General features: G+C 37.8%; 14 protein-coding genes. 8 read left to right on the top strand and 6 right to left on the bottom strand.

What is annotated here, in order from left to right; genetic code table 11:
* Nucleotides 1-281: 281 nt before the first annotated feature.
* Nucleotides 282-1,517, bottom strand: coding sequence for an MFS transporter (locus AC6CH7_RS23655; RefSeq protein WP_498265057.1), 1,236 nt, complete (start codon nucleotides 1,515-1,517; stop codon nucleotides 282-284).
* Nucleotides 1,518-1,648: 131 nt separating this feature from the next.
* Complete coding sequence (locus tag AC6CH7_RS23650; RefSeq protein ID WP_498265056.1) at nucleotides 1,649-4,123, bottom strand: glycoside hydrolase family 95 protein; 2,475 nt, start codon at nucleotides 4,121-4,123, stop codon at nucleotides 1,649-1,651.
* A gap of 257 nt (nucleotides 4,124-4,380) precedes the next feature.
* On the opposite strand from AC6CH7_RS23650, the gene AC6CH7_RS23645 reads away from it, so the two are divergent.
* The 7 genes from AC6CH7_RS23645 (at nucleotide 4,381) to AC6CH7_RS23615 (ending at nucleotide 12,777) form a co-directional block, all read left to right on the top strand.
* Nucleotides 4,381-5,160: an enoyl-CoA hydratase/isomerase family protein gene (locus AC6CH7_RS23645; protein ID WP_498265055.1), complete on the top strand. Its 780-nt coding sequence runs from the start codon at nucleotides 4,381-4,383 to the stop codon at nucleotides 5,158-5,160.
* A gap of 66 nt (nucleotides 5,161-5,226) precedes the next feature.
* Complete coding sequence (locus AC6CH7_RS23640; RefSeq protein ID WP_498265054.1) at nucleotides 5,227-5,907, top strand: hypothetical protein; 681 nt, start codon at nucleotides 5,227-5,229, stop codon at nucleotides 5,905-5,907.
* A gap of 116 nt (nucleotides 5,908-6,023) precedes the next feature.
* On the top strand, nucleotides 6,024-7,781 hold the full coding sequence (locus AC6CH7_RS23635) for an LTA synthase family protein (RefSeq protein ID WP_498265053.1): 1,758 nt from the start codon (nucleotides 6,024-6,026) through the stop codon (nucleotides 7,779-7,781).
* Nucleotides 7,782-7,783: 2 nt separating this feature from the next.
* The gene (locus AC6CH7_RS23630; RefSeq protein ID WP_498265052.1) at nucleotides 7,784-9,946 is read left to right on the top strand and encodes a S9 family peptidase; all 2,163 of its coding nucleotides are present in this window, start codon (nucleotides 7,784-7,786) and stop codon (nucleotides 9,944-9,946) included.
* A 241-nt stretch (nucleotides 9,947-10,187) separates the two neighbouring features.
* Nucleotides 10,188-10,997 carry an MlaE family ABC transporter permease gene (locus tag AC6CH7_RS23625; RefSeq protein ID WP_498265051.1) on the top strand — a complete coding sequence of 270 codons (810 nt, stop codon included), beginning with the start codon at nucleotides 10,188-10,190 and terminating at the stop codon, nucleotides 10,995-10,997.
* Between the two features lie 11 nt (nucleotides 10,998-11,008).
* On the top strand, nucleotides 11,009-11,779 hold the full coding sequence (locus tag AC6CH7_RS23620; RefSeq protein ID WP_498265050.1) for an ABC transporter ATP-binding protein: 771 nt from the start codon (nucleotides 11,009-11,011) through the stop codon (nucleotides 11,777-11,779).
* 5 nt (nucleotides 11,780-11,784) lie between these two features.
* Nucleotides 11,785-12,777 carry an MlaD family protein gene (locus AC6CH7_RS23615; protein WP_498265049.1) on the top strand — a complete coding sequence of 331 codons (993 nt, stop codon included), beginning with the start codon at nucleotides 11,785-11,787 and terminating at the stop codon, nucleotides 12,775-12,777.
* Nucleotides 12,778-12,792: 15 nt separating this feature from the next.
* Here the strand turns inward: AC6CH7_RS23615 and AC6CH7_RS23610 are convergent, their stop codons facing one another.
* Nucleotides 12,793-15,153, bottom strand: coding sequence for a sensor histidine kinase (locus AC6CH7_RS23610; RefSeq protein WP_498265048.1), 2,361 nt, complete (start codon nucleotides 15,151-15,153; stop codon nucleotides 12,793-12,795).
* A gap of 82 nt (nucleotides 15,154-15,235) precedes the next feature.
* Between AC6CH7_RS23610 and AC6CH7_RS23605 the strand changes: the two genes are divergently transcribed.
* Nucleotides 15,236-16,102, top strand: coding sequence for an aldose 1-epimerase family protein (locus AC6CH7_RS23605; protein ID WP_498265047.1), 867 nt, complete (start codon nucleotides 15,236-15,238; stop codon nucleotides 16,100-16,102).
* Here the strand turns inward: AC6CH7_RS23605 and AC6CH7_RS23600 are convergent.
* The 3 genes from AC6CH7_RS23600 to AC6CH7_RS23590 form a co-directional block, all read right to left on the bottom strand.
* The gene (locus tag AC6CH7_RS23600; protein ID WP_498265046.1) at nucleotides 16,099-17,265 is read right to left on the bottom strand and encodes a sensor histidine kinase; all 1,167 of its coding nucleotides are present in this window, start codon (nucleotides 17,263-17,265) and stop codon (nucleotides 16,099-16,101) included. The genes AC6CH7_RS23605 and AC6CH7_RS23600 overlap by 4 nt on opposite strands.
* 76 nt (nucleotides 17,266-17,341) lie before the next feature.
* Entirely contained in the window at nucleotides 17,342-18,127 is a 786-nt protein-coding gene (locus tag AC6CH7_RS23595) for a DUF4249 domain-containing protein (RefSeq protein WP_498265045.1), read from the bottom strand.
* A gap of 4 nt (nucleotides 18,128-18,131) precedes the next feature.
* Complete coding sequence (locus AC6CH7_RS23590) at nucleotides 18,132-20,462, bottom strand: TonB-dependent receptor (protein ID WP_498265044.1); 2,331 nt, start codon at nucleotides 20,460-20,462, stop codon at nucleotides 18,132-18,134.
* Between the last annotated feature and the right edge of the window lie 14 nt (nucleotides 20,463-20,476).

The following is a 20,476-nucleotide window of genomic DNA, read 5'->3' as shown; positions in this document are numbered from 1 at the left end:
ATTAAGATACTAATTTAAATCCAAAAAAACAAGTATAAACATCTGATTATCAGATATTTATATAAATAAAACAAACTCTTTTTAAACAAAAAAGTCGGAAGAAAAATCTTCCGACCATGACTGGCTGAACAGCCTCTTTTTTATTTCTTTATTGGTCTGTTATTCTAGGTTGTGCGTTATTGTCGTCATCCAGAGGAGCTGGGGTATCCCTTGTTTATGCCAATTCGCTTCGCGGCAACTTCATGATCAAGAGATCTCTGCTATCGTCGATGACGAACGTATTAATGCGCTGCTGCAGCAGCCGGCACACTATTCTTTACATTTTTTTGCCAGAAGAAAAATATAACAAACAAAACGACCAGTATTCCAGGGAAAGCAATCATTTTCACTAAGGTATCCTGACCTGCAGCAAGTTCCAGCGCTCCTCCTTTTAAACCTAATGCTACATTTTCTGCTCTTGCTGAGTCAATCCAACTTCCAATAAAGGGTTGAAAAATTGCAGTCGAGAACATCCCAACTCCTCCAACAATCGACATCCCTAAAGCACCGCTTAACGGAACACGTTGCGCAACTGCGCCAATCATAACTGGCCAGAAATAACATACCCCTAAGGCAAATATTACCGTGGCAACATATGCAAGCGGTCCTGTAACCACGCTGAACATGTAAATACCAATGGCTGCCAGGATCGCTGACATTAATAAAACACCGGTTTGGCCTAATGAATGAACAACCGGACCGGCAAAGAATCTACCTACTGCCATCAATCCGCTTGTAAGCGCAAGGATCAGCATTGGACTGGCACCGCTGTTACTCATAATCACACTCACCCACTGGTTAGGACCAAATTCGGTAATTGCAGTAAGGGCCATACAGATAAACAAGAATATAAAAACAGGGTTAAGCATTGCTTTAAGATTCTCAGCAATTGAGGTACTGCCATCCGCTCTGGGCTCTACAAATTTCTTTCCATAGAACAAAGCAGCATATATAACAGTTGGAATCATAGTAACCCACATCTGAGCCTGCCAGCCCATTCCATTATCGGTCATAAATTTAGAGATAAGCGCTCCGATAAGGATTCCTCCAGGGAACCACATATGGAACCTACTTAGCATTTTATTCATTTTCGAACCCGCATATGCATCTGCAATCAAAGGATTACAAGCTGCTTCTGTACATCCGTTACCAAACCCTATAAAAAGTGTAGAAACAAGTAATCCAACATATCCTCCGGCATATATTGTCAATAAGATACCAATAGTATGGGCTACAAATGCAGCCTTCATAATATTTTTAGGCCCAAAAGTGTGGTAAACCAACCCACCAATGATCATAGAGATAGGAAATCCTAAAAAGAACATACTGTTAATAAATCCAAGCTGTTCTGCAGTCAGGTTAAATTGCGCTCCGAGCTGGGGTAAAATACCCGCCCTGATCGAGAAGGTAAAAGCTGTGGTGATAACAGCAAAGCAACTCCCGTTGAATAAGGCACTCTTGTTAATGTTTTCGTTCATAATATAATGGTTATTTGGTTAGCAAAATCATCTTAAGGGATGGATTAAGTGTTTGGAAATATACAATTAATTTGTTTTTTTAAAAAAAAGTATATTTTCATTTTACATCATAGTTCTCTAACGTAACTGTTTTACTCGCTAATGAAAGTATACGTTTTACCTGCAGCTGTATCGAAATCATAAAGAATGGTTTCAATAATGGATGGCTTATTCAGATTAGCTTTAGCAGATATAACTGGTGTAGTTATTTTATCAATCTGATAAAACTGATTTGGATTATCTCCTTTTGCGGGTTTAAGTGAATTTCCCTTTAGCACATTAGGAACACGTAAGCGACAATTACCACCAAGTTTTGATTTAATGGTAACCTTGCTCAATTTCCCATTTTTCCAGGTGATGTTCTCAATTTCAAAACCTCCAGGCGCCCTTAAGCCACTAATACTTCCATCCTTCCATTCGCCAGGCATTGCCGGAAGCAGTTGGATAGAACCATCATGGGCCTGTAATAACATTTCAGTAATACCTGCAGTACATCCAAAATTGCCATCAATCTGGAAAGGAGGATGCGCATCAAACAAATTAGGGTAAGTTCCTCCGCCGCTGTTTTCACCACCTTTATTTAATCCTGTAGGTGTAAGCTGGTCTCTAATTAGTTTATAAGCATGATTACCATCCTGCAATCTGGCCCATAGATTTACCTTCCATCCCATAGACCATCCTGTAGAAACATCTCCTCTCTGCATCAATGATGTATGCGCTGCATCAAACAATTCAGGAGTACGCAATGGAGAAATCTGACTTGCAGGATATAAACCAAAAAGGTGAGAAACATGTCTGTGTTTGTCATTAGGATCATCCAGATCCTGCATCCATTCCTGCAGTTGGCCATACTGTCCTACCTGCATTGGTGCAAGTCTATTGCGCATGGCTTTAATTTTTGCTACAAGATCTTTATCAGTATTTAATGCCTGGGCAGCTCTTATAGTGTTAGAGAACAGATCAAACACAAGCTGGTTATCCATAGTAGCACCAGCGGCTATAGATTTACCTTTATGAGCTCTCGGTGCATTTTCTGGCGACATGGAAGGCGATACCACCATCCATTTATGAACTGGTTCTTCTACAAGGAAATCCAAATAAAACTCTGCCGCACCTTTTAATGCAGGATATACTGTGGCCAGATATTTTTTATCTCCGTTATACAAATACTTTTCCCAAACATGGCGACTTAACCATGCGCCGCCCATAGGCCACATTGCAGAATAAATACCATCAACCGGGCCGGTTATTCTCCAAAGATCTGTGTTATGGTGTGTTACCCAGCCACCAGCACCATACATCACCTTTGCAGTTTCGCGCCCTGTGTGAGAAAGGTCTTTTACCATTTCGATCAACGGGTTATGCATTTCGGTCAGGTTAGTCCCCTCGGCTGGCCAGTAGTTCATTTCTGTGTTAATGTTGATGGTGTATTTACTTCCCCATGGCGGATCCATTTTATTGTTCCAAATCCCTTGCAGGTTTGCAGGTTGTCCGCCTGGCTGAGAGGAAGAGATTAATAAATAACGGCCGAACTGATAATAGATAGCTGCCAATTGAGGATCATCGCCATTTGCAAAATCCTTTAACCTAACGTCTGTAGGATTCTTAATAGAATCTGTTTTACCCAAATCTATTTTTACGCGGTTAAAATATTTTTGATAAGCGGCAACATGATCCTTCAATAATTGAGGATAGTTTTTCTTTAACGCAGCATTTAAATAGGTTTCACAACGCTTGTTTTCATCAGCATTGATGTCGTTATAATTCACAAAATTGGTTGCGATGGAAACATATATCGTAACACTGTTTGCCCCTTTAACATTAATCTGGTCATCTGATAAAGAAAGTTGTCCGCCTTCATTCTTAATTTTTGCTATAGCATTAAATTTAACCTTACCTGGAACATTTTCTCTGTCGCTGCTTATTCCCGACAAGTGTATTTCATTTGTATTAATAGCTTTAGCAGAACCCTTGTGCTCAGTTGCCATTGATGCATTAAAAGTTATGCTTCCTGGCTTACTCGCTGTTAATCTGATCAGAATTGCCTGATCGGGTATAGAAGAAAAAACGGTGCGGGTATAAGTAACTCCATTAACTACATAACTACTTTTAACTACGGCGTCAGCAAGATTTAGCTCGCGGTAATAGTTCAAAAAGTTTTCATGTCCCGGAAAATCCAGGTTTAAATCACCTACCGGCTGATACTTCATTCCATTGTTCTTTTTGGACTGAATTGTCTTTGCCGCCAGGGCATCTGCCTCCACATATTTATCTTCAAAAAGCAGCTTTCTTACTTCTGGTAAAGCAGCCAAAGCATCAGGGTTATCATTTCGGTTTGGGCTCCCGCTCCACACTGTAGATTCATTTAAACTGATCTTCTCGTGTTCTGTATTTCCATAAACCATGGCCGCCAACCGTCCATTTCCGATAGGAAGGGCTGCTTCCCATACGGATCCTGCGGGAGATTTATACCATAATTTCAAATCTTTCTCCTGCGAGAAGGCAGATATGGTTATGCTCATAAATAAAGCATAAACCACAATAATTGTTTTTAGGTTCGTAAACATCGGTTGTTTAATATTTGGTTTGTGTGATAATCTTTTCCACTAATTAATGTCTTAGCATAAAAAAAAAATTAATATATGATTAATTACATTATGCTTTACATCTTCCATGTAGTTTTCATGTTGAAACTCATATTTTCATTTAAGTTTATCAATTATGTTACGTTTCATTTTTCTCATTATCTTTATTGACTTTCGATTTCTATTCTGGTTTTCTTTTTTAGATTGAAGAAATTAGAAAGCAATAAAACATAAAAAGCATGACAGAACCCCTGGTTTTATATTCAGTAAGCGAGCGTATAGCAACTATTGCTATAAACCGCCCTGAGAAGCGTAATGCATTAAATCCCGATCTTGTTCAGCAGCTAACGGATTCATTCATCAGAGCTTCCGAAGATGAAGAGGTAAAAGTTATTGTGTTAAAAGCTAACGGCGCTGTTTTTAGTGCAGGTGCTGATCTGGCTTATCTGCAGCAGCTGCAGTTAAATACTTACGAAGAAAACCTTGCCGATTCTGAGAACCTAAAGCGACTATTTACCACCATTTATTATTTACCTAAGGTGGTTATTGCTCAAGTAGAAGGACATGCAATTGCCGGAGGCTGCGGACTTGCAACAGTTTGCGACGTTACATTTTCGGTTCCCGAAGCTAGTTTTGGCTACACTGAAGTAAAGCTTGGCTTTGTTCCGGCAATTGTATCCTGCTTTTTATTGCGCAAAACGAGTGAAACTATTGCAAAAAAAATACTACTGACAGGAAGCCTTTTTTCCGCACAGGAAGCTTTGGATTATGGATTAATAACGTTTGTAACAAACAAGGAAGAGATTAGTCATAAAGTGAAAGATTTTGCATTAAATTTGTGTAATGAAGCTTCAGCAAATTCGTTAATGGTAACTAAGCTGCTAATCGGACAAACTACAAATCCTTCATTGGAGAAAAGCTTGTCGCTAGCCGTTCAGATAAATGCCAGAGTAAGAGATACAGAAGATTTCAAAAAAGGTGTTGCTTCTTTCCTTAACAAGGAAAAAATAAAGTGGTAATTGCCTTTTAGCCTCACAAATGATAATAAAACTATAACTAATACATAAAAAACTAAAAACAAGAAAATGTTTAAATCAATTAAAACCGGTGTTGTAGCTGTAATTTTAATCAGTACAGCCATTGTCGCCAAAGCTCAAAAAATTGTAGATCAGGGAACATTAACCTTTGGAATTGAATATCAATTAACGGACGATCAAAAGAAAGTTCTAGACCCTTCTGTACTTCCTTCAGAAAGTAAAGTTCAGTTTAATGGCAATATATCTAAAGTTGAAATGGATATGGGGCCTGCAATGATAAAGGTATTTTCTGATGGGGCTGCCAGAACCGCATTAGTACTTATAGATATTCCGGTTGCCCAAAAACAGTATGCCTCTAAAATGTCGAAAGAAGATTTAGATAAACAAACCGGAAACCTGGTATTCAGCGACTTTAAACCAACAGGTGAAAAACAAACCATCGCAGGCTTTAATTCAGAAAAATACACTTATAAAGACAACAATGGCGCTAACTACGAAGTTTGGGTTACCAACGATTTAAAAGTTACACCGGGTGCTACCCCTCCAGGATTTGATCAGATAAAAGGTACTCCTGTTAAATACACCAACATCAGAGATGGTTTTAAAACAGTAGCAACATTAAAAAGCCTGAAAGAAGAAAAAGTAGGTCCTTTTAGCCTTACTGTACCAAGTGGTTATGAAGAAAAAACAATGGCTGAATTAAAAGCAATGCAAGGTGGCGGCCAATAACATAGCGTAAAATGTTAAAAAGCTTCCTGTTCTTTGTACGTTTCTTTCTGTTTTGGCTGTTATTTTTTTTCGTTGACCGCCTTACATTTATCATTATAAATTCAAAAAAACTTGCCATGGTTCCACTATCGGAAATCATGGCAAGTTTTTATCATGCCCTAAAGCTCGATCTGTCGATGACGGCGTACATACTCGTCATTCCGCTTTTCAGCTATATATACTGGCTTTTAAATGGCCGAAAGGTGGTAGAATTAAAATGGCTTACCATCTATAATAAAATCCTGATCGTATTATTCAGTATTGTTTCTGTTGTAAATTTCAACATTTACCGGGAATGGGGAAGTAAGATAAACGCAAAAGCTGTCGGTTTTGCCATTTCAACGCCCAACGAAGCCCTCGCATCAAGCGCATCTTCTCCTATCGGATTAACACTATCCTTATTTGTCTTATTGGTTGTTATAGGTTTTATTCTGCAACGATGGGTTATACTTAGGAAACTTAATTTTAAAGCTAGCCCGATCTGGTTACGGGGAATTGCCGTTATTATATTGTTTTTTTTAAATTTTCTTTTGATACGTGGCGGGTTAGGCGGTTCTCCAATTAACCAAAGCATGGCCTACTTCTCAAAAGAGCAGATTTTAAATCATGCTGCAGTAAATACAGAGTGGAACCTTTTGTCGAGTACACTTGCCGCTCGCATGACCAAGAATAATCCTTATATCTATTTAAGCAAGCAAGCAGCCGATGCAAATATTAAGGAACTTTATACTCCGGCAAAAGACACTACCATTAACATACTTACCACTAAACGGCCGAATGTGGTTCTGGTAATTATTGAAAGTTTTACTGCAGATCTTACCAAAACACTAGGCAACGAAGATGGCATTACGCCTAATTTTGATACGCTAATGCACAAAGGAGTGCTTTTTAGTAACATTTATTCTTCTGGCAGCAGAACTGATAAAGGATTGGTAGCCACTTTAGCCGGTTTCCCTACCCTTGCCGCAGGTAGCATAGTAAAATGGCCCGAAAAAATGCAGAAGATTCCCGGTATCTCTCAGCCATTCTTTAAAAACGGTTATCAAACCTCTTTTTTTTACGGAGGAGAATCTGAATTCGATAATTACAAAGCCTTTATTTTAAGTCATAATTACCAAAAGCTGGTTGATAAAAATAACTTTAAGGGTGGAAAAGTAACCAAATGGGGGCAATTTGATGAGGCGGTTTTTGAGAGGCAGATTGAGGACCTTAATAAGGAAAAACAACCTTTCTTCTCTACCCTGCTTACCCTTACCAATCATGAGCCTTATGCGCTTCCGGGCAATTACAAGTTTGGGCAAACTGATAACGTTGCAAAATTTAAAAGCACCGCACATTATACCGATTCCTGTATCAATGCTTATTTAAACAATGCAAAAAAGGAAAGTTGGTATAAAAACACACTCTTTGTATTTATTGCAGACCATGGTCACCTTTTACCTAAAAATAGTCACGAAATTTATGTCCCTCAACGTTATCATGTACCCCTATTATTCTACGGAGATGTGATTAAAGACGAATATAAGGGCAAAAAATTTGAAGATGTAGGTAGTCAGGCTGATGTGGCTGCCACAATACTTGGTCAGCTGGATATTAGCGCAAAGGAATTTGTATGGAGCAAAAATCTCCTGAACCCTTATGCAAAACATTTTGCATTTTTTAGCTGGGATAATGGAATGGGCTTTATTGATAACCAGCAATGTGTTACTTTTGACAATATAGGAAAGACAATATTATACAACAGCAATTCTAAGGATAAGGACCTAACTTTAAAAACCCTTAACAGTGCCAAATCATACCTACAAAACGTTTATCAGCAATTTATAGAACTATAAAAATGAACTTTAAACACATTTTTTTTAAACTGGCTTTAGTCTTAATTTTAGGACTTCTTGGAAAAGCCAATGCTCAGGATATCAAATGGTCAAAAGATGGCAATTCATACTATGAGGTCAGTCAGGGTGAAATTGTATCCATAAGCCTTCCTCTGAATGAAAGAAAAACCATCGTAAGTCGAAACTTACTTTATTCAAGCGGTAATACAGGACTAGGTGAGATCAAAAGTTTTGAAATATCTGAAGACGGCACTAAAGTTTTACTTTATACGAATAGCAAAAAGGTTTGGCGCTACGAAACGCGTGGAGATTACTTTGTAGCCGACCTGAAAACCAACCAACTTACTCAGGTTGGAAAAGATAAACCTGCCTCTTCGCTAATGTTTGCTAAGTTTTCTCCTGACGGGAATAAGGTTGCCTATGTAAGTAAGCACAATCTTTATGTTGATGATTTAATGAGCAAAACAAGTAAGGCCTTAACTACTGATGGTACTGAAAGATTAATAAACGGAACTTTTGATTGGGTATATGAAGAAGAATTTGATTGCAGAGATGGATTCAGATGGAGTCCCGATGGTCAATCTATCGCCTATTGGCAAATTGATGCTACCAAAATCAAAAACTTTTTGATGATAGACAACACGGATTCTATTTATTCTTTCACTATCCCTGTAGAATATCCTAAAGTTGGCGAAAACCCATCGTCATGCAAAGTCGGCATCGTTAATATTGCCTCAGCAAAAACCAACTGGTTAGAAGTGCCTGGCGATCAGATCCAAAATTACATTCCAAGAATGGACTGGATCCCTTCGAGCAACGAAGTGATTTTACAACAACTAAACAGAGAACAAAATGTAAGTAAACTATTTGTTGCTGATGCAAGCTCTGGTCAGGTAAAAAATATCTATACCGAAACTGATAAAGCATGGATTGACGTAGCAAAGGGATGGGACTGGATAGATGACGGCAAAGAGTTTATTTGGATGAGTGAATTTGATGGCTGGCGTCATCTTTACCGTATCAGTAAAGATGGTAAAAAGCATACACTGATTACACAAGGTAATTATGATGTTATCGAGAAATCATTAATAGATGAGAAAAACGGTCAGATCTATTTTATTGCCTCTCCAACAAATGCCACCCAGAAATATTTATTTAAAACCAAACTTAGCGGTGGAAAAGCAGAAATGGTTACCCCTTCTATATTAAAAGGTACACACTCCTACGAGATATCGCCAAATGGAGTATTCGCGCGCCACACTTACCAAAATGCCTCAGTACCCCCAATTACAGAATGGATGAAACTTACCACCTTAAACCCATTGACCATGGAAGGTAGTATTACCAATCAGCTTGGACGAATGAAGCCACTAAAAAACAAAGTAGAATTCTTTAAAGTAACTACTGAAGATGGAATTGAATTGGATGGCTGGATGAAGAAACCTGACAATTTTGACCAGACAAAAAAATACCCGGTTGTATTTTATGTTTATGGTGAGCCCGCTTCGCAAACCGTAACCGATACTTACGGTGCCGGACGCAACTGGCTTTACGCTGGCGACATGCCTAAAGATGGTTACATCTATATTTCTGTTGAAAACAGAGGCGCCCCTGCTCCCAAAGGCAGAGAATGGCGTAAAAGTGTTTTCCAAAAAATAGGCACTTTAAATATTCGCGACCAGGCCATGGCTGCAAAAAAAATAATGGAATGGCCGTTTGTTGATAAAAACAGGGTAGCTGTTTGGGGATGGAGCGGTGGCGGTTCATCAACATTAAACTTAATGTTCCAATATCCCGAAATATACAAAACCGGCATCGCCATTGCGGCAGTAGGAAATCAGCTAACGTATGATAATGTGTACCAGGAACGGTATATGGGATCTCCACTAAAAACTAAAGAGGCCTACGTTAAAGGCTCCCCTATTACTTACGCTAAAAACCTACAAGGCAAGCTTTTATACATACATGGAACCGGCGACGATAATGTACATTATCAAAATGCAGAGATGTTGATCAATGAACTGATCAGGAACAGAAAGGTATTTCAATTGATGTCGTACCCTAACAGGACGCATAGTATTAACGAAGGTGAAGGAACATCCGAACACCTTGCGCTTACTTACACCGAATTCTTACAAAGAAATTGCCCTCCGGGAGGTAAGTAATATAAAACCTTTTTGACCTCTATATCGTTTATATAATTGGGACATTTACAAGACAAAAACACCCAAAAAATACTGCATATTTGCCGAAATTCATGTAAAAAAGAAGATAGCATATATTTTATTGTGCTTCTGAATAGTAGTTTTGCATAATTATGGCTCATAATTTGATGGTGGTGATCGCTATCAAAAACCTGATAATAACAACACTCTAAATCGAATAATAAGATATTAAGGCATATACATGGAGAAAAAAGCTGAGAGCCAGGAAACCTTAAATGATGAAGTAAAAACTCCTGGTAAATTATCCAGAATGTTTATAACGCTTTATGACGTTTTTCAGTTTATTGGACGCTTCTTTAAAGAAGGCTTCTTACCTCCTTATGAGGGAAAAGAACTAATGAAACAGTGCTATGACATTGGCTATCGTTCTTTAGCGCTAATCTCTTTAACCGGATTTATTACAGGTATAGTATTTACAAAGCAATCCAGACCGTCGCTTGCTGAATTTGGTGCCACTTCATGGCTTCCATCATTAGTAGGTATTGCACTATTAAGAACATTAGCACCATTATTAACTTCACTTATAGCCGCCGGAAAGGTAGGATCAAGTATTGGTGCCGAACTGGGCTCAATGAGGGTTACAGAGCAAATAGACGCTATGGAGGTCTCGGCAACCAATCCATTCAAATTTCTGGTAACCACAAGGGTGCTTGCAGCAACAATTACTATTCCTATTCTTACCTTTTATACCGCTATGGTTGGAATGCTGGGGGCATTATTAAATGTTTCTCTAAGCGAAGGCACAAGCGCAAAGGCATTCTTTCAATCGTCGCTTGAATCAATTACCTTTTTAGACATTACTGCGTCTACTATTAAAGCTGTAATATTTGGTTTTACAATTGGAATGGTAGGTTGCTATCAGGGGTATAATTCATCAAAGGGAACAGAAGGTGTAGGTAAAGCCGCCAATTCGGCCGTGGTTATTGGCATGTTCCTTATATTTATAGAAGAAGTAGTTTCAGTACAGTTTTTTGGTTTATTCAGGACTTAATTTTTAAACTTATGAAAGAAAAGAAGCCCTTGTCTGAGCAAGAAAAAGTAATAGAAATTAATGGCCTGTATAAGTCTTTTGGTAATTACCATGTACTAAGAGGCGTAGATTTAGAACTTTATAAGCGCGAAAACCTGGTTGTGCTTGGAAAATCAGGTACAGGTAAATCTGTATTGATAAAAATTGTGGTTGGCTTATTAACCCCAGACCGTGGGGATGTTAGGGTGCTTAACCAGCATGTTGATCAGATCACCTATAAAGAACTGCTTGCTTTAAGGTTAAAAGTAGGATTTTCATTCCAAAACAGCGCATTGTATGATAGTATGACCGTTAGAGAAAACCTGGTTTTCCCTTTAATCAGAAATCAGAAAAAATTAACAAAGGGAGAAATAACCAGTGCTGTTGAAGAGATGCTGGACGCAGTTGGACTGCTCCATACCATTAATCAGATGCCTTCGGAACTATCAGGTGGGCAAAGAAAAAGAATAGGCATTGCCAGAACATTGATTTTACGGCCCGAAATTATGCTTTATGATGAACCTACAGCCGGACTTGATCCGATAACCTGTTTGGAAATCAATAGCCTCATTAATGAAGTACAGGAACGCTTTCACACCAGTTCAATCATTATTACCCATGATTTAACCTGTGCAAAAGCAGTGGGCAATAGAGTAGCCATGTTACTGGATGGAAAATTTGAACGTCAGGGTACTTTTGAAGACGTGTTTAATACAAATGACGAACGGGTAAAACCATTTTACGATTACAATTTTATTCAATAGAAATTATGCAGGCAACAGACACACGCCGTAAGATTATAGTTGGAGCGTTTATTCTCCTGGGCATAGCGATATTTATTTTAGGGGTTTTTACATTAGGAAGCCAGAAAAAAGCATTCGTAAAGAGCTTTACCGTTGATGTTGTTTTTAACGATATTCAAGGACTTAAAACCGGTAATAACGTATGGTTTTCCGGTGTAAAAATAGGCACAATAAAAAAGATCCAGTTTTTTGGAACTTCACAGGTACAGGTTTTTCTTAATATTGAAGAAGAAGCACATAAGTACATTCATAAAGATGCATCTGCCAGCATTAGTTCTGATGGATTAATTGGAAATAAGATCATTGTAATTACAGGTGGAACCCCAAAGTTCCCATTTGTAGAGGATGGAGACAGGCTTAGAGTGAATACCACCTTATCGACAGACGACATCATGAAAACATTCCAGGTAAACAACAAAAACCTGGTAGAGGTAACTTCTGATTTTAAGATTCTTGCCAAAAGCCTTGTTGAAGGAAAAGGTACGGCAGGCGCACTACTTACCGACGAACAGATAGCTACTGATTTTAAAGCGATCGTTGTAAACTTGAAGAACACTACAGCATCGGCAAACAAGATGGCTGCAGAATTGGATAAATTCTCAAAAACATTAAATACAAAAGGTGGTTTGGCCGACAAACTGCTTACCGATACAGCTGTTTTTGCCAAACTTCAGGCCTCTGTAAACGAATTACAGAAAACGGCAAGTTCAGCTGCCACGCTTACAGAAAACCTGAATAAAGCATCCGGAAAATTAACACAAACAGACAATGCAGTTGGTGTATTGCTAAATGATCAGAAGACTGCAGAGCAGGTAAAATCAATTGTGCAAAACATGGAAACCAGCAGCAAAAAGCTCGATGAAAATCTGGAAGCATTGCAGCATAATTTTCTTTTAAGAGGCTTCTTTAAAAAGAAAGCGAAAGCGGAAGCCGCAGCAGGTGAAACAAAAAAAGAATAACACGGCGCAAAGCCGCTATCTAAAGTATATTTTAAAAGTAGTTCCCTTATTTATAACACTACTTACTGTTACTTTGCCTCCCATGGCATCAATCTGATTCTTTGTAATAAAAAGCCCTACTCCTTTCGAGTCGGGCTTTTTATTAAACGTCTTATATAATCCATAAAGTTCTTCACCATGTTTCTCCAGGTCTATTCCTATTCCGTTATCAGAAATCTGTAAAACAGTTTGAGAATCCTCAATAAACGAATCCAATTCAACAACCGGATTTCGATCAGGATGACTATACCTGATCGAATTAAAAATAAAATTCAACAAAATACTCTCCAGATATGCAGGATTGTAATTCACAATAACATCCTTAGGAACATTATTTTTGACAATGGCATTTTTTAAAACGATCTGATCATTCAATATATCAATTGTTTTATTAATGTAGTTACTCAAACTTAGCCGTTCTTTTATCACATCTATGCTGGTTTGGATGCTAACTACCTTATTCAAATTCAGCATGGTTTCATTTAACAGGCCCGATACAGTTTTAAGTACTTCAATCAGCTCAATCCTTTCCTCTTCAGAACTGGTTTGTCCTATTAGATTGGTAATGGCCTGGATGTTCGAAGTATGTGATCTTAAGTTATGGGAAACGATGTACGAAAAGTTCAGTAGCCTTTTATTTTGTTCTGTAACCAGGTTAAATGAATGATTTAATGCATCCTGGGCCTGTTTATTCTCTCCTACGTCAATCATTATACCTCTTAACAGAATGGGGTTATTATTCTCAGAGATTACGTTTACAATATCTCTTAGCCACACTATTGTTCCATCTTTAGCGATCATTCTATATTCAAAGTCGTGTTGAATATTTTTCCTCGTAGAAACAGCACAATACTCAATAGCCCAGTCCTTATCATCAGGGTGAATGTGATCGGCCCAAAAAGTTGGAGACGACAACCATTCCTCAACAGAATACCCTAAAATATCTTCAACCTTTTTGCTAATAAATTTAAATTCGAATGTATTAGGATTTGCCTCCCAAACGATGCCATCGATAGTATTTATTAAAGATTCAATTCTCAATTGAGAATCAAGAACGATCTTCTCTGCAGCTTTCCGATCAGTAACATCCTCTATAATTACAATGTGGTTGGTTGGTTCCCCATCATCATTCCACAATGGAGTCTCCACAATATTACACCACTTTACATAACCCTCTTTATGCAGATACTTTTTTTGAATTCTAAATTCTTTAACAATGCCATTATTTAAGCGTTTAGTATGATCACTCACTCCATTTAGATGATTCGGCAGGGTAATGTTCTGAAAACTTAAATTCAGTAATTCAGCTTCCTTATATCCTAGTATATCACATAACTTCTTGTTCACCTGTAAAAACCTGCCCTCAGTTGGGGTTACTAAAGCTATACCAATAGCTGCCTGATCAAATATTGTTTTAAACTTTGTTTCAGTATTTATCAGTTTTGATTTCTGAGTATCTACCAGGTTCTGTAACTCAGTAGTTTTTTTAACTACCTGAACAACCAGCAAACTGGATAAAATAGCCAAGCCAATACCAAAAAGTAAAGGATATACCAATTGAAATGGAATTATCCCATCACGAGCGTTAACAACGTAAAGCTTCCAATTGGTACCAGCAAAAGATGTCGATTGATGATCTTCACCAAGAAAGTCTCTATCCCCTTTTAAAAAAAAATCCTCTTTTCCGGTAGCTATATCAACATTTGAAAATTGAAAGTAAAAGTTATTGTTTTTATTATTGTAAACACCAATACTATTAAAGAATGCATCTTGCTTAATAACTACGGCAGAAAAGCCCCAGAACCTATTTTCTCGGTATATTGGCAATCGACCAACAATTCCCATTCCTCCCTGCTGTAATTCATAAGGACCGGCATAATACATCATTTTTGATGCTATCGACTTGTTAGCCATTAACCTGGATTCCTCAGATTTTTTAAAAAGGTCGAGATTTAATGCCAACTCATTGCCTTTCCTTGGATAGAGGTACTTTATAATACCATTAGGCAATAATTCCATCGCCTTGTAGTCCGGATTAGATGCTATTAATTTAGCCGCAACAGCATCAAAATTCTTTGGAATGCCTTTATCATTTAAGGTCATTGCAAGCGTTAAAGTAGCAGTAGAACCATTATTCAATACCAATTGAACATTCTGTTTAACCACATTCAGTACATTGGCCATCTCCAGGCGTTTACCTTCCTTAATTATCTGATATCTCTGAATCACCAATAAACCTATCAGCAATAGCAAAAAAAAGAACACACACAACCCAATTACTTTGGGTTTGCCTGACAGCCACGCAATAAACACTATTAGTTTTTCTTTGAGACGCATCGCTTGTAGTTAAAACAAATATAACTTTTTACAAACAAACAATTATCCAAGTTTATTTACTTTAGTAATTATAAAAGCATTTATGATTTTTCTAGAAAACGAACATATAAAAGCATCTTTAACAACCAAAGGTGCAGAACTACAAAGCCTAGCAGGTAAAGAAACAGGCAGAGACTACTTATGGGATGGCAATCCGGATTATTGGGGTAAGTTTAGTCCTATACTTTTCCCTATAGTAGGTGCGATAAAAAATAACACTTATCTGTTTGAAGGCAAAGAATATACCCTTCCAAGACATGGTTTTGCAAGAGACAATCAATTTGAAGTTGAACAGGTCAGTAATACAGAAGCAGTATTTACGCTTGTTCAAAACGAAGAAGCCCTAAAGGTTTACCCCTTTGATTTTACCCTAAAGCTTCACTATAAAATTACTGATGCCAGTTTATCCTGCACTTACATTGTTCTAAATCCAGGGAATAAAGAACTCCTCTTTTCAGTAGGCGGACATCCGGCCTTTGCCGTACCAACCAATGAGCATATAAGCTACGATGACTACTTTTTAGAATTCAACAAAGATGAAAACCTTATTTATTATAAAATTAAAGGCGATTTAATTGATGAAGAAACCGAAGTAATACATCTGAAGAACCACTCCTTACCCCTTACTCATCAGCTTTTCTATAAAGATGCGCTGGTATTTAAAACCCTTAAAAGTGACTGTATATCACTTAAGAATCATAAAGATCCACATGGTTTACATTTTACCTTTAAGGATTTTCCGTTTTTTGGAATCTGGGCTGCTAAGGATGCAGATTTTGTATGCCTGGAGCCATGGTGTGGTATTGCCGATGGGATAAACCACAATCAGCACCTTAAAGATAAAGAAGGAATTATAGCACTGGCTCCAAAAGGGAACTGGGAACGCAGCTGGTCTATCGCATGTTTTTAATCTTGCAGGGGCAATTCAACGATGAATGTTGAACCCTTATCATGGCCATCACTTTCGGCCCAGATGCTGCCTCCATGCGCCTCTACCAATACCCTTACGATAGAAAGGCCCAAACCAGTTGAGTTTTCGCCCCCTGTAGGTTGCGCACTTAATCTGGTAAAACGTTGGTACAATCTATTCTTATCATCGTCAGTAAGCCCTTGGCCCTCATCCTGTACCTCTATATGAACCTTACCTGTTAATTTCTTAACACGCACTTCTATATTTGTATTCGCCGGTGAATACTTGATTGCATTATTAATCAGATTATCCAATATCTCCGACAATTTACCCTCATCGCCTAACAATACCACATCGTCTTGAGCGACAAAACTTAAAGTCTGATCCTTTCTTTCTGCAAGTGGAAGATTCATAGAGATCACATTGCTAACTAACGAAGATAAATTCAGTTTAATAAGTAGCAACTGCACTTTACCTGCCTCAGCAGTGCCGGAAAGCAACAATTCATCAATAATACGAACCATATTTAAGCTGGCCGTTTTGATCTGCTCACACATCTTGTCTACCATTTCCGGATCACTCTTTTTTAGTTTTATTAAATCAGCACGTACAGGTATGGTAGTTAGCGGATTTTTTAAATCATGTGCGGTAGTATTTAAGATTTGGTTATGTTCTATAGTTGCAAGCCTTGATGCGAGCTTAAGCTCAATCTGATCCATAACAAGATCCCTTAAATCGCTTAAAATTGATTCTTCTTCCGGACCAAATTCTCTTGGTTTAATATCAACAATGCAAAAAGCACCAAGGTTATAATTATCTATCGTTTTTAGTGGAAGCGCTGCATAGAACCGCAAGTCTACATCACCCAGAGTCATCAAAGTATCTTCTATTGTGTATAAACCATCAGAAAGCACTGCATTGGCACAAAGTCCAACTTCACGGCTTACCTCCTTAATATCTATACCGTACTTTGATTTGAACCAGATTCTATCTTTATCAACTATACTAATAATAGCTATTGGCACATTAAATAGTTTTGCGGCTAATCTGGTTAGCTTATCAAAAGAACCATCAGGCGGGGTATCCAGAATTTCATACCTGTGTATGGCTTTTATTCGCTCCTCCTCAATTGAGGACTTACTTTGACTTAATTCTATGGCCATTCGAGACTAAATTGGGATTCATAAATTGGCTGTCAGTGCAATATAATACAATTCCAGATTAAACTGAAAGTTTATATTATTTAATTACAACGGTTTTTTTACTGGTCGAATATGCACTAAAAACACCCAGGGCTTTGTTATTAAAAGTAGTAGGTGGATTAGCAGGTGCTACTGGTGGGCCTCCTCCACCAGAATTTTGCCCTAAACTATAAAAATACTTGTAAACATTTCTATCGATGCATTGAAATTCAACCTCAATGGTATCTCCGCGAACCAGATCATTCAAGTCATAAAATATCACATTTGCCGCTTTATTACCATCATCAAACCGGTCTTCACTTACTGCATCCTCCTCTATCTTACCTTTCACCGTTAAAATATATCGGTATTGATTTTGAATTCCTTTAGGATCATTATAATTAGCTGCAACATAAGTATTCTTTTCACCCAAAAAACTAAAATCCTTAAAAGTCAATGAATCAAGTAGAACTTTACCTGGCATGGTGGAGCTGGCAGTATAAATTTTACCTTCATAAGTAACATCTAATATATATTTCTTGCCCGACTGCCCTCTAAATTTAGGGCTTTGATATACACCGTTAGACACCTCAACATACTCCATAGTATTTCCTTCTTCATTTCTCACAATCACTTTTGCACCCGAAATCGAATTAAATCTGTTGGGATCAGTAAAATCATATGTTTTTGAAATCACTATCAAATGGTTCTCAATTTTATCACTCAGGCCTCCGTATATCACCAGCTGTGGTTCTGCAGTGTCGAGCTTCAGGTCGATCACTTTTTCGCATCCAATCAACATAAATAAAGCAGCTAAAACTCCAAGTATAACTCTCTTTTTCATCCCATTAAAATTTGAAATTCCACGTTACTGACGGAATTATACCAAACAAAGTTGTACGTACTACCTGTGTTTTAGAAACATCATCAGGATTATCCTTAAAATCAATTGAAAATGCATTATGCCGATTGTATACGTTATAAATACCAAATGACCAGCTCGACTGAAGCTTCCTCGCCGGCTTCCCCTCAAGTGTAGCAGAAAGATCTAAACGATGATAAGCTGGTGTACGGTAGCCATTTTTTTCTGTGTAATAAAATGCCGTACGGCCATTTATTTGATATTTACCACTTGGATAAGTAACTGCATTCCCGGTATTGTAAACAAAAACAGAAGAAAAGGTCCATCTTGACCCTGCTTTGTAAATCCCAACAAGCGATAAATCATGAGTCCTGTCTTGCTTAGCATAAAACCATTCTCCTTCATTTATAGCATCAAATTGACGTTGTGTTCTGGACCAGGTATAACCAATCCATCCATTAAATTTGCCAAATCTTTTCTTTAAAAAAAGTTCAATACCGTAAGCCCTGCCATCCCCATAAAGCAAATCGGCCTCAACATTCCCATTCCCTCTGAGATCAGTTCCACTTCTATATTCTATCTGATTTTGCATCCATTTATAGTACAACTCTGCCGAAAATTCATAGGTATTGTCGCTAAAGTTCCTGAAATACCCTGCAGCAATCTGATCAGCAATTTCTGGTTTAACATTGTTGCTGTTCATAATATAAAGATCAGTTGGAGATGTTGATGTAGAATTAGACATCAGATGGATATTTTGAATATTCCTGGTATATGCGGTTTTTAAAGAACTTGAGGGTGTTAGCTGATAACTTGCAGAAATTCTTGGTTCCAGATTAAAATAATTTTCAACCACCTCTCCTGCTTTATATGACGTTGTACTGATGGTATTTCCCTCCGCATCGTAAGTTTTAAAGTTACCCGGCCCCAATAAAGAGAACCCGCTTAACCTAAGTCCGTAAACCAGATTCATCTTATTGCTAACAGCCCATTCATCCGATAAATAAGCAGCAAGCTCCAGTCCTTTCCGGTTTTCGTAGGTGGTCGAATTTACACTCGACGACTCACTTGCCGTAAGTTTCCCCGGAGCAATGGTATGATGGATGGCATTCACACCAAACTTTAAACTATGACTACTACTTAAACTGTATTCAAAGTCCTGTTTTAAATTAAAATCTTTAATAGAAGAGTTAACTTGAAAATCATTGTCTTCCATAAAATTCTGAATTACATAGTTATAGTTGCTATAGATCAGCGACGTATTTGAAAACAATCTGTCGCTATATAGGTGGTTCCAGCGCAGGGTAAAAGTAGCATTACCCCAATTAAAACCAAAAGCTTCAGAAATACCAAGTTTATCGCGGCCAAAGTAACCCGACAAGTACAGGGTATTTTTATCATTTAACTGATAATTGGCTTTGGCATTTACATCATAAAAATAAAGCGTATTCCCATTTATCGAACTATCTGGTGACAAGGCCAAAAAAGCATCAAGGTAAGTTCTACGCGCGCTAATCATAAATGAACCTTTATCCTTAACAATTGGCCCTTCGGCCTTTAAACGCGAGGAGATCAAACCTATACCACCTTCTGCAGTGTAAACTTTACGGTTTCCATCGTTCATCTTAATATCTAGTACAGAAGCTAATCTGCCGCCATATTGTGCAGGCATTCCTCCCTTATAAACACTTACATCTTTAATTGCATCAGAATTGAAAGTAGAAAAGAAACCAAGCAAGTGCGAAGCATTATACACAGGAGCTTCATCCAGTAGTATTAAGTTCTGATCAGTAGATCCACCTCTAACATAGAATCCACTATTGCCCTCTCCTGCCGATTTAATTCCGGGCAGCAATTGCAACGTTTTAAGCACATCGCGCTCTCCAAGCAGAACAGGTACATTATTGATTTCTCTGATATTGATTCTCTGAAGGCCCATTTGCGGACTGCTTACATTATCATTTTTCTTTTCAGCAGAAATAACCACCTCGTTTAACTGATTATCTTCTGAAAGCACAAAATTTTGCCTGATGTTCCGTGAAATTGTAATTGATTGTTTAGCCGTTTTATAGCCAATAAAACTTATTGAAAGCTCATAAACCCCTTCCGTTACACTCAAAGAGTAAAACCCGTATGCATTAGTTCCGGCACCAATGGTTGTTGAACCGATTAGCTTAACGCTGGCACCTATTAATGTTTCACCGGTTCCGAAATCAGTAACTATACCGCTAATCGTAAATTTATTTTGAGAAAAAGCAAATTGACAACAACATATAAATAATAAAAGTATTGGTACAAAGCTCTTTGTTATTGGCATATAAATACTTAGTC

The organism is Pedobacter sp. GQ55 (assembly GCF_059758925.1).
Note: the sequence above shows the minus strand (reverse complement) of the source record. Positions and strands in the feature narration are given on the sequence as shown.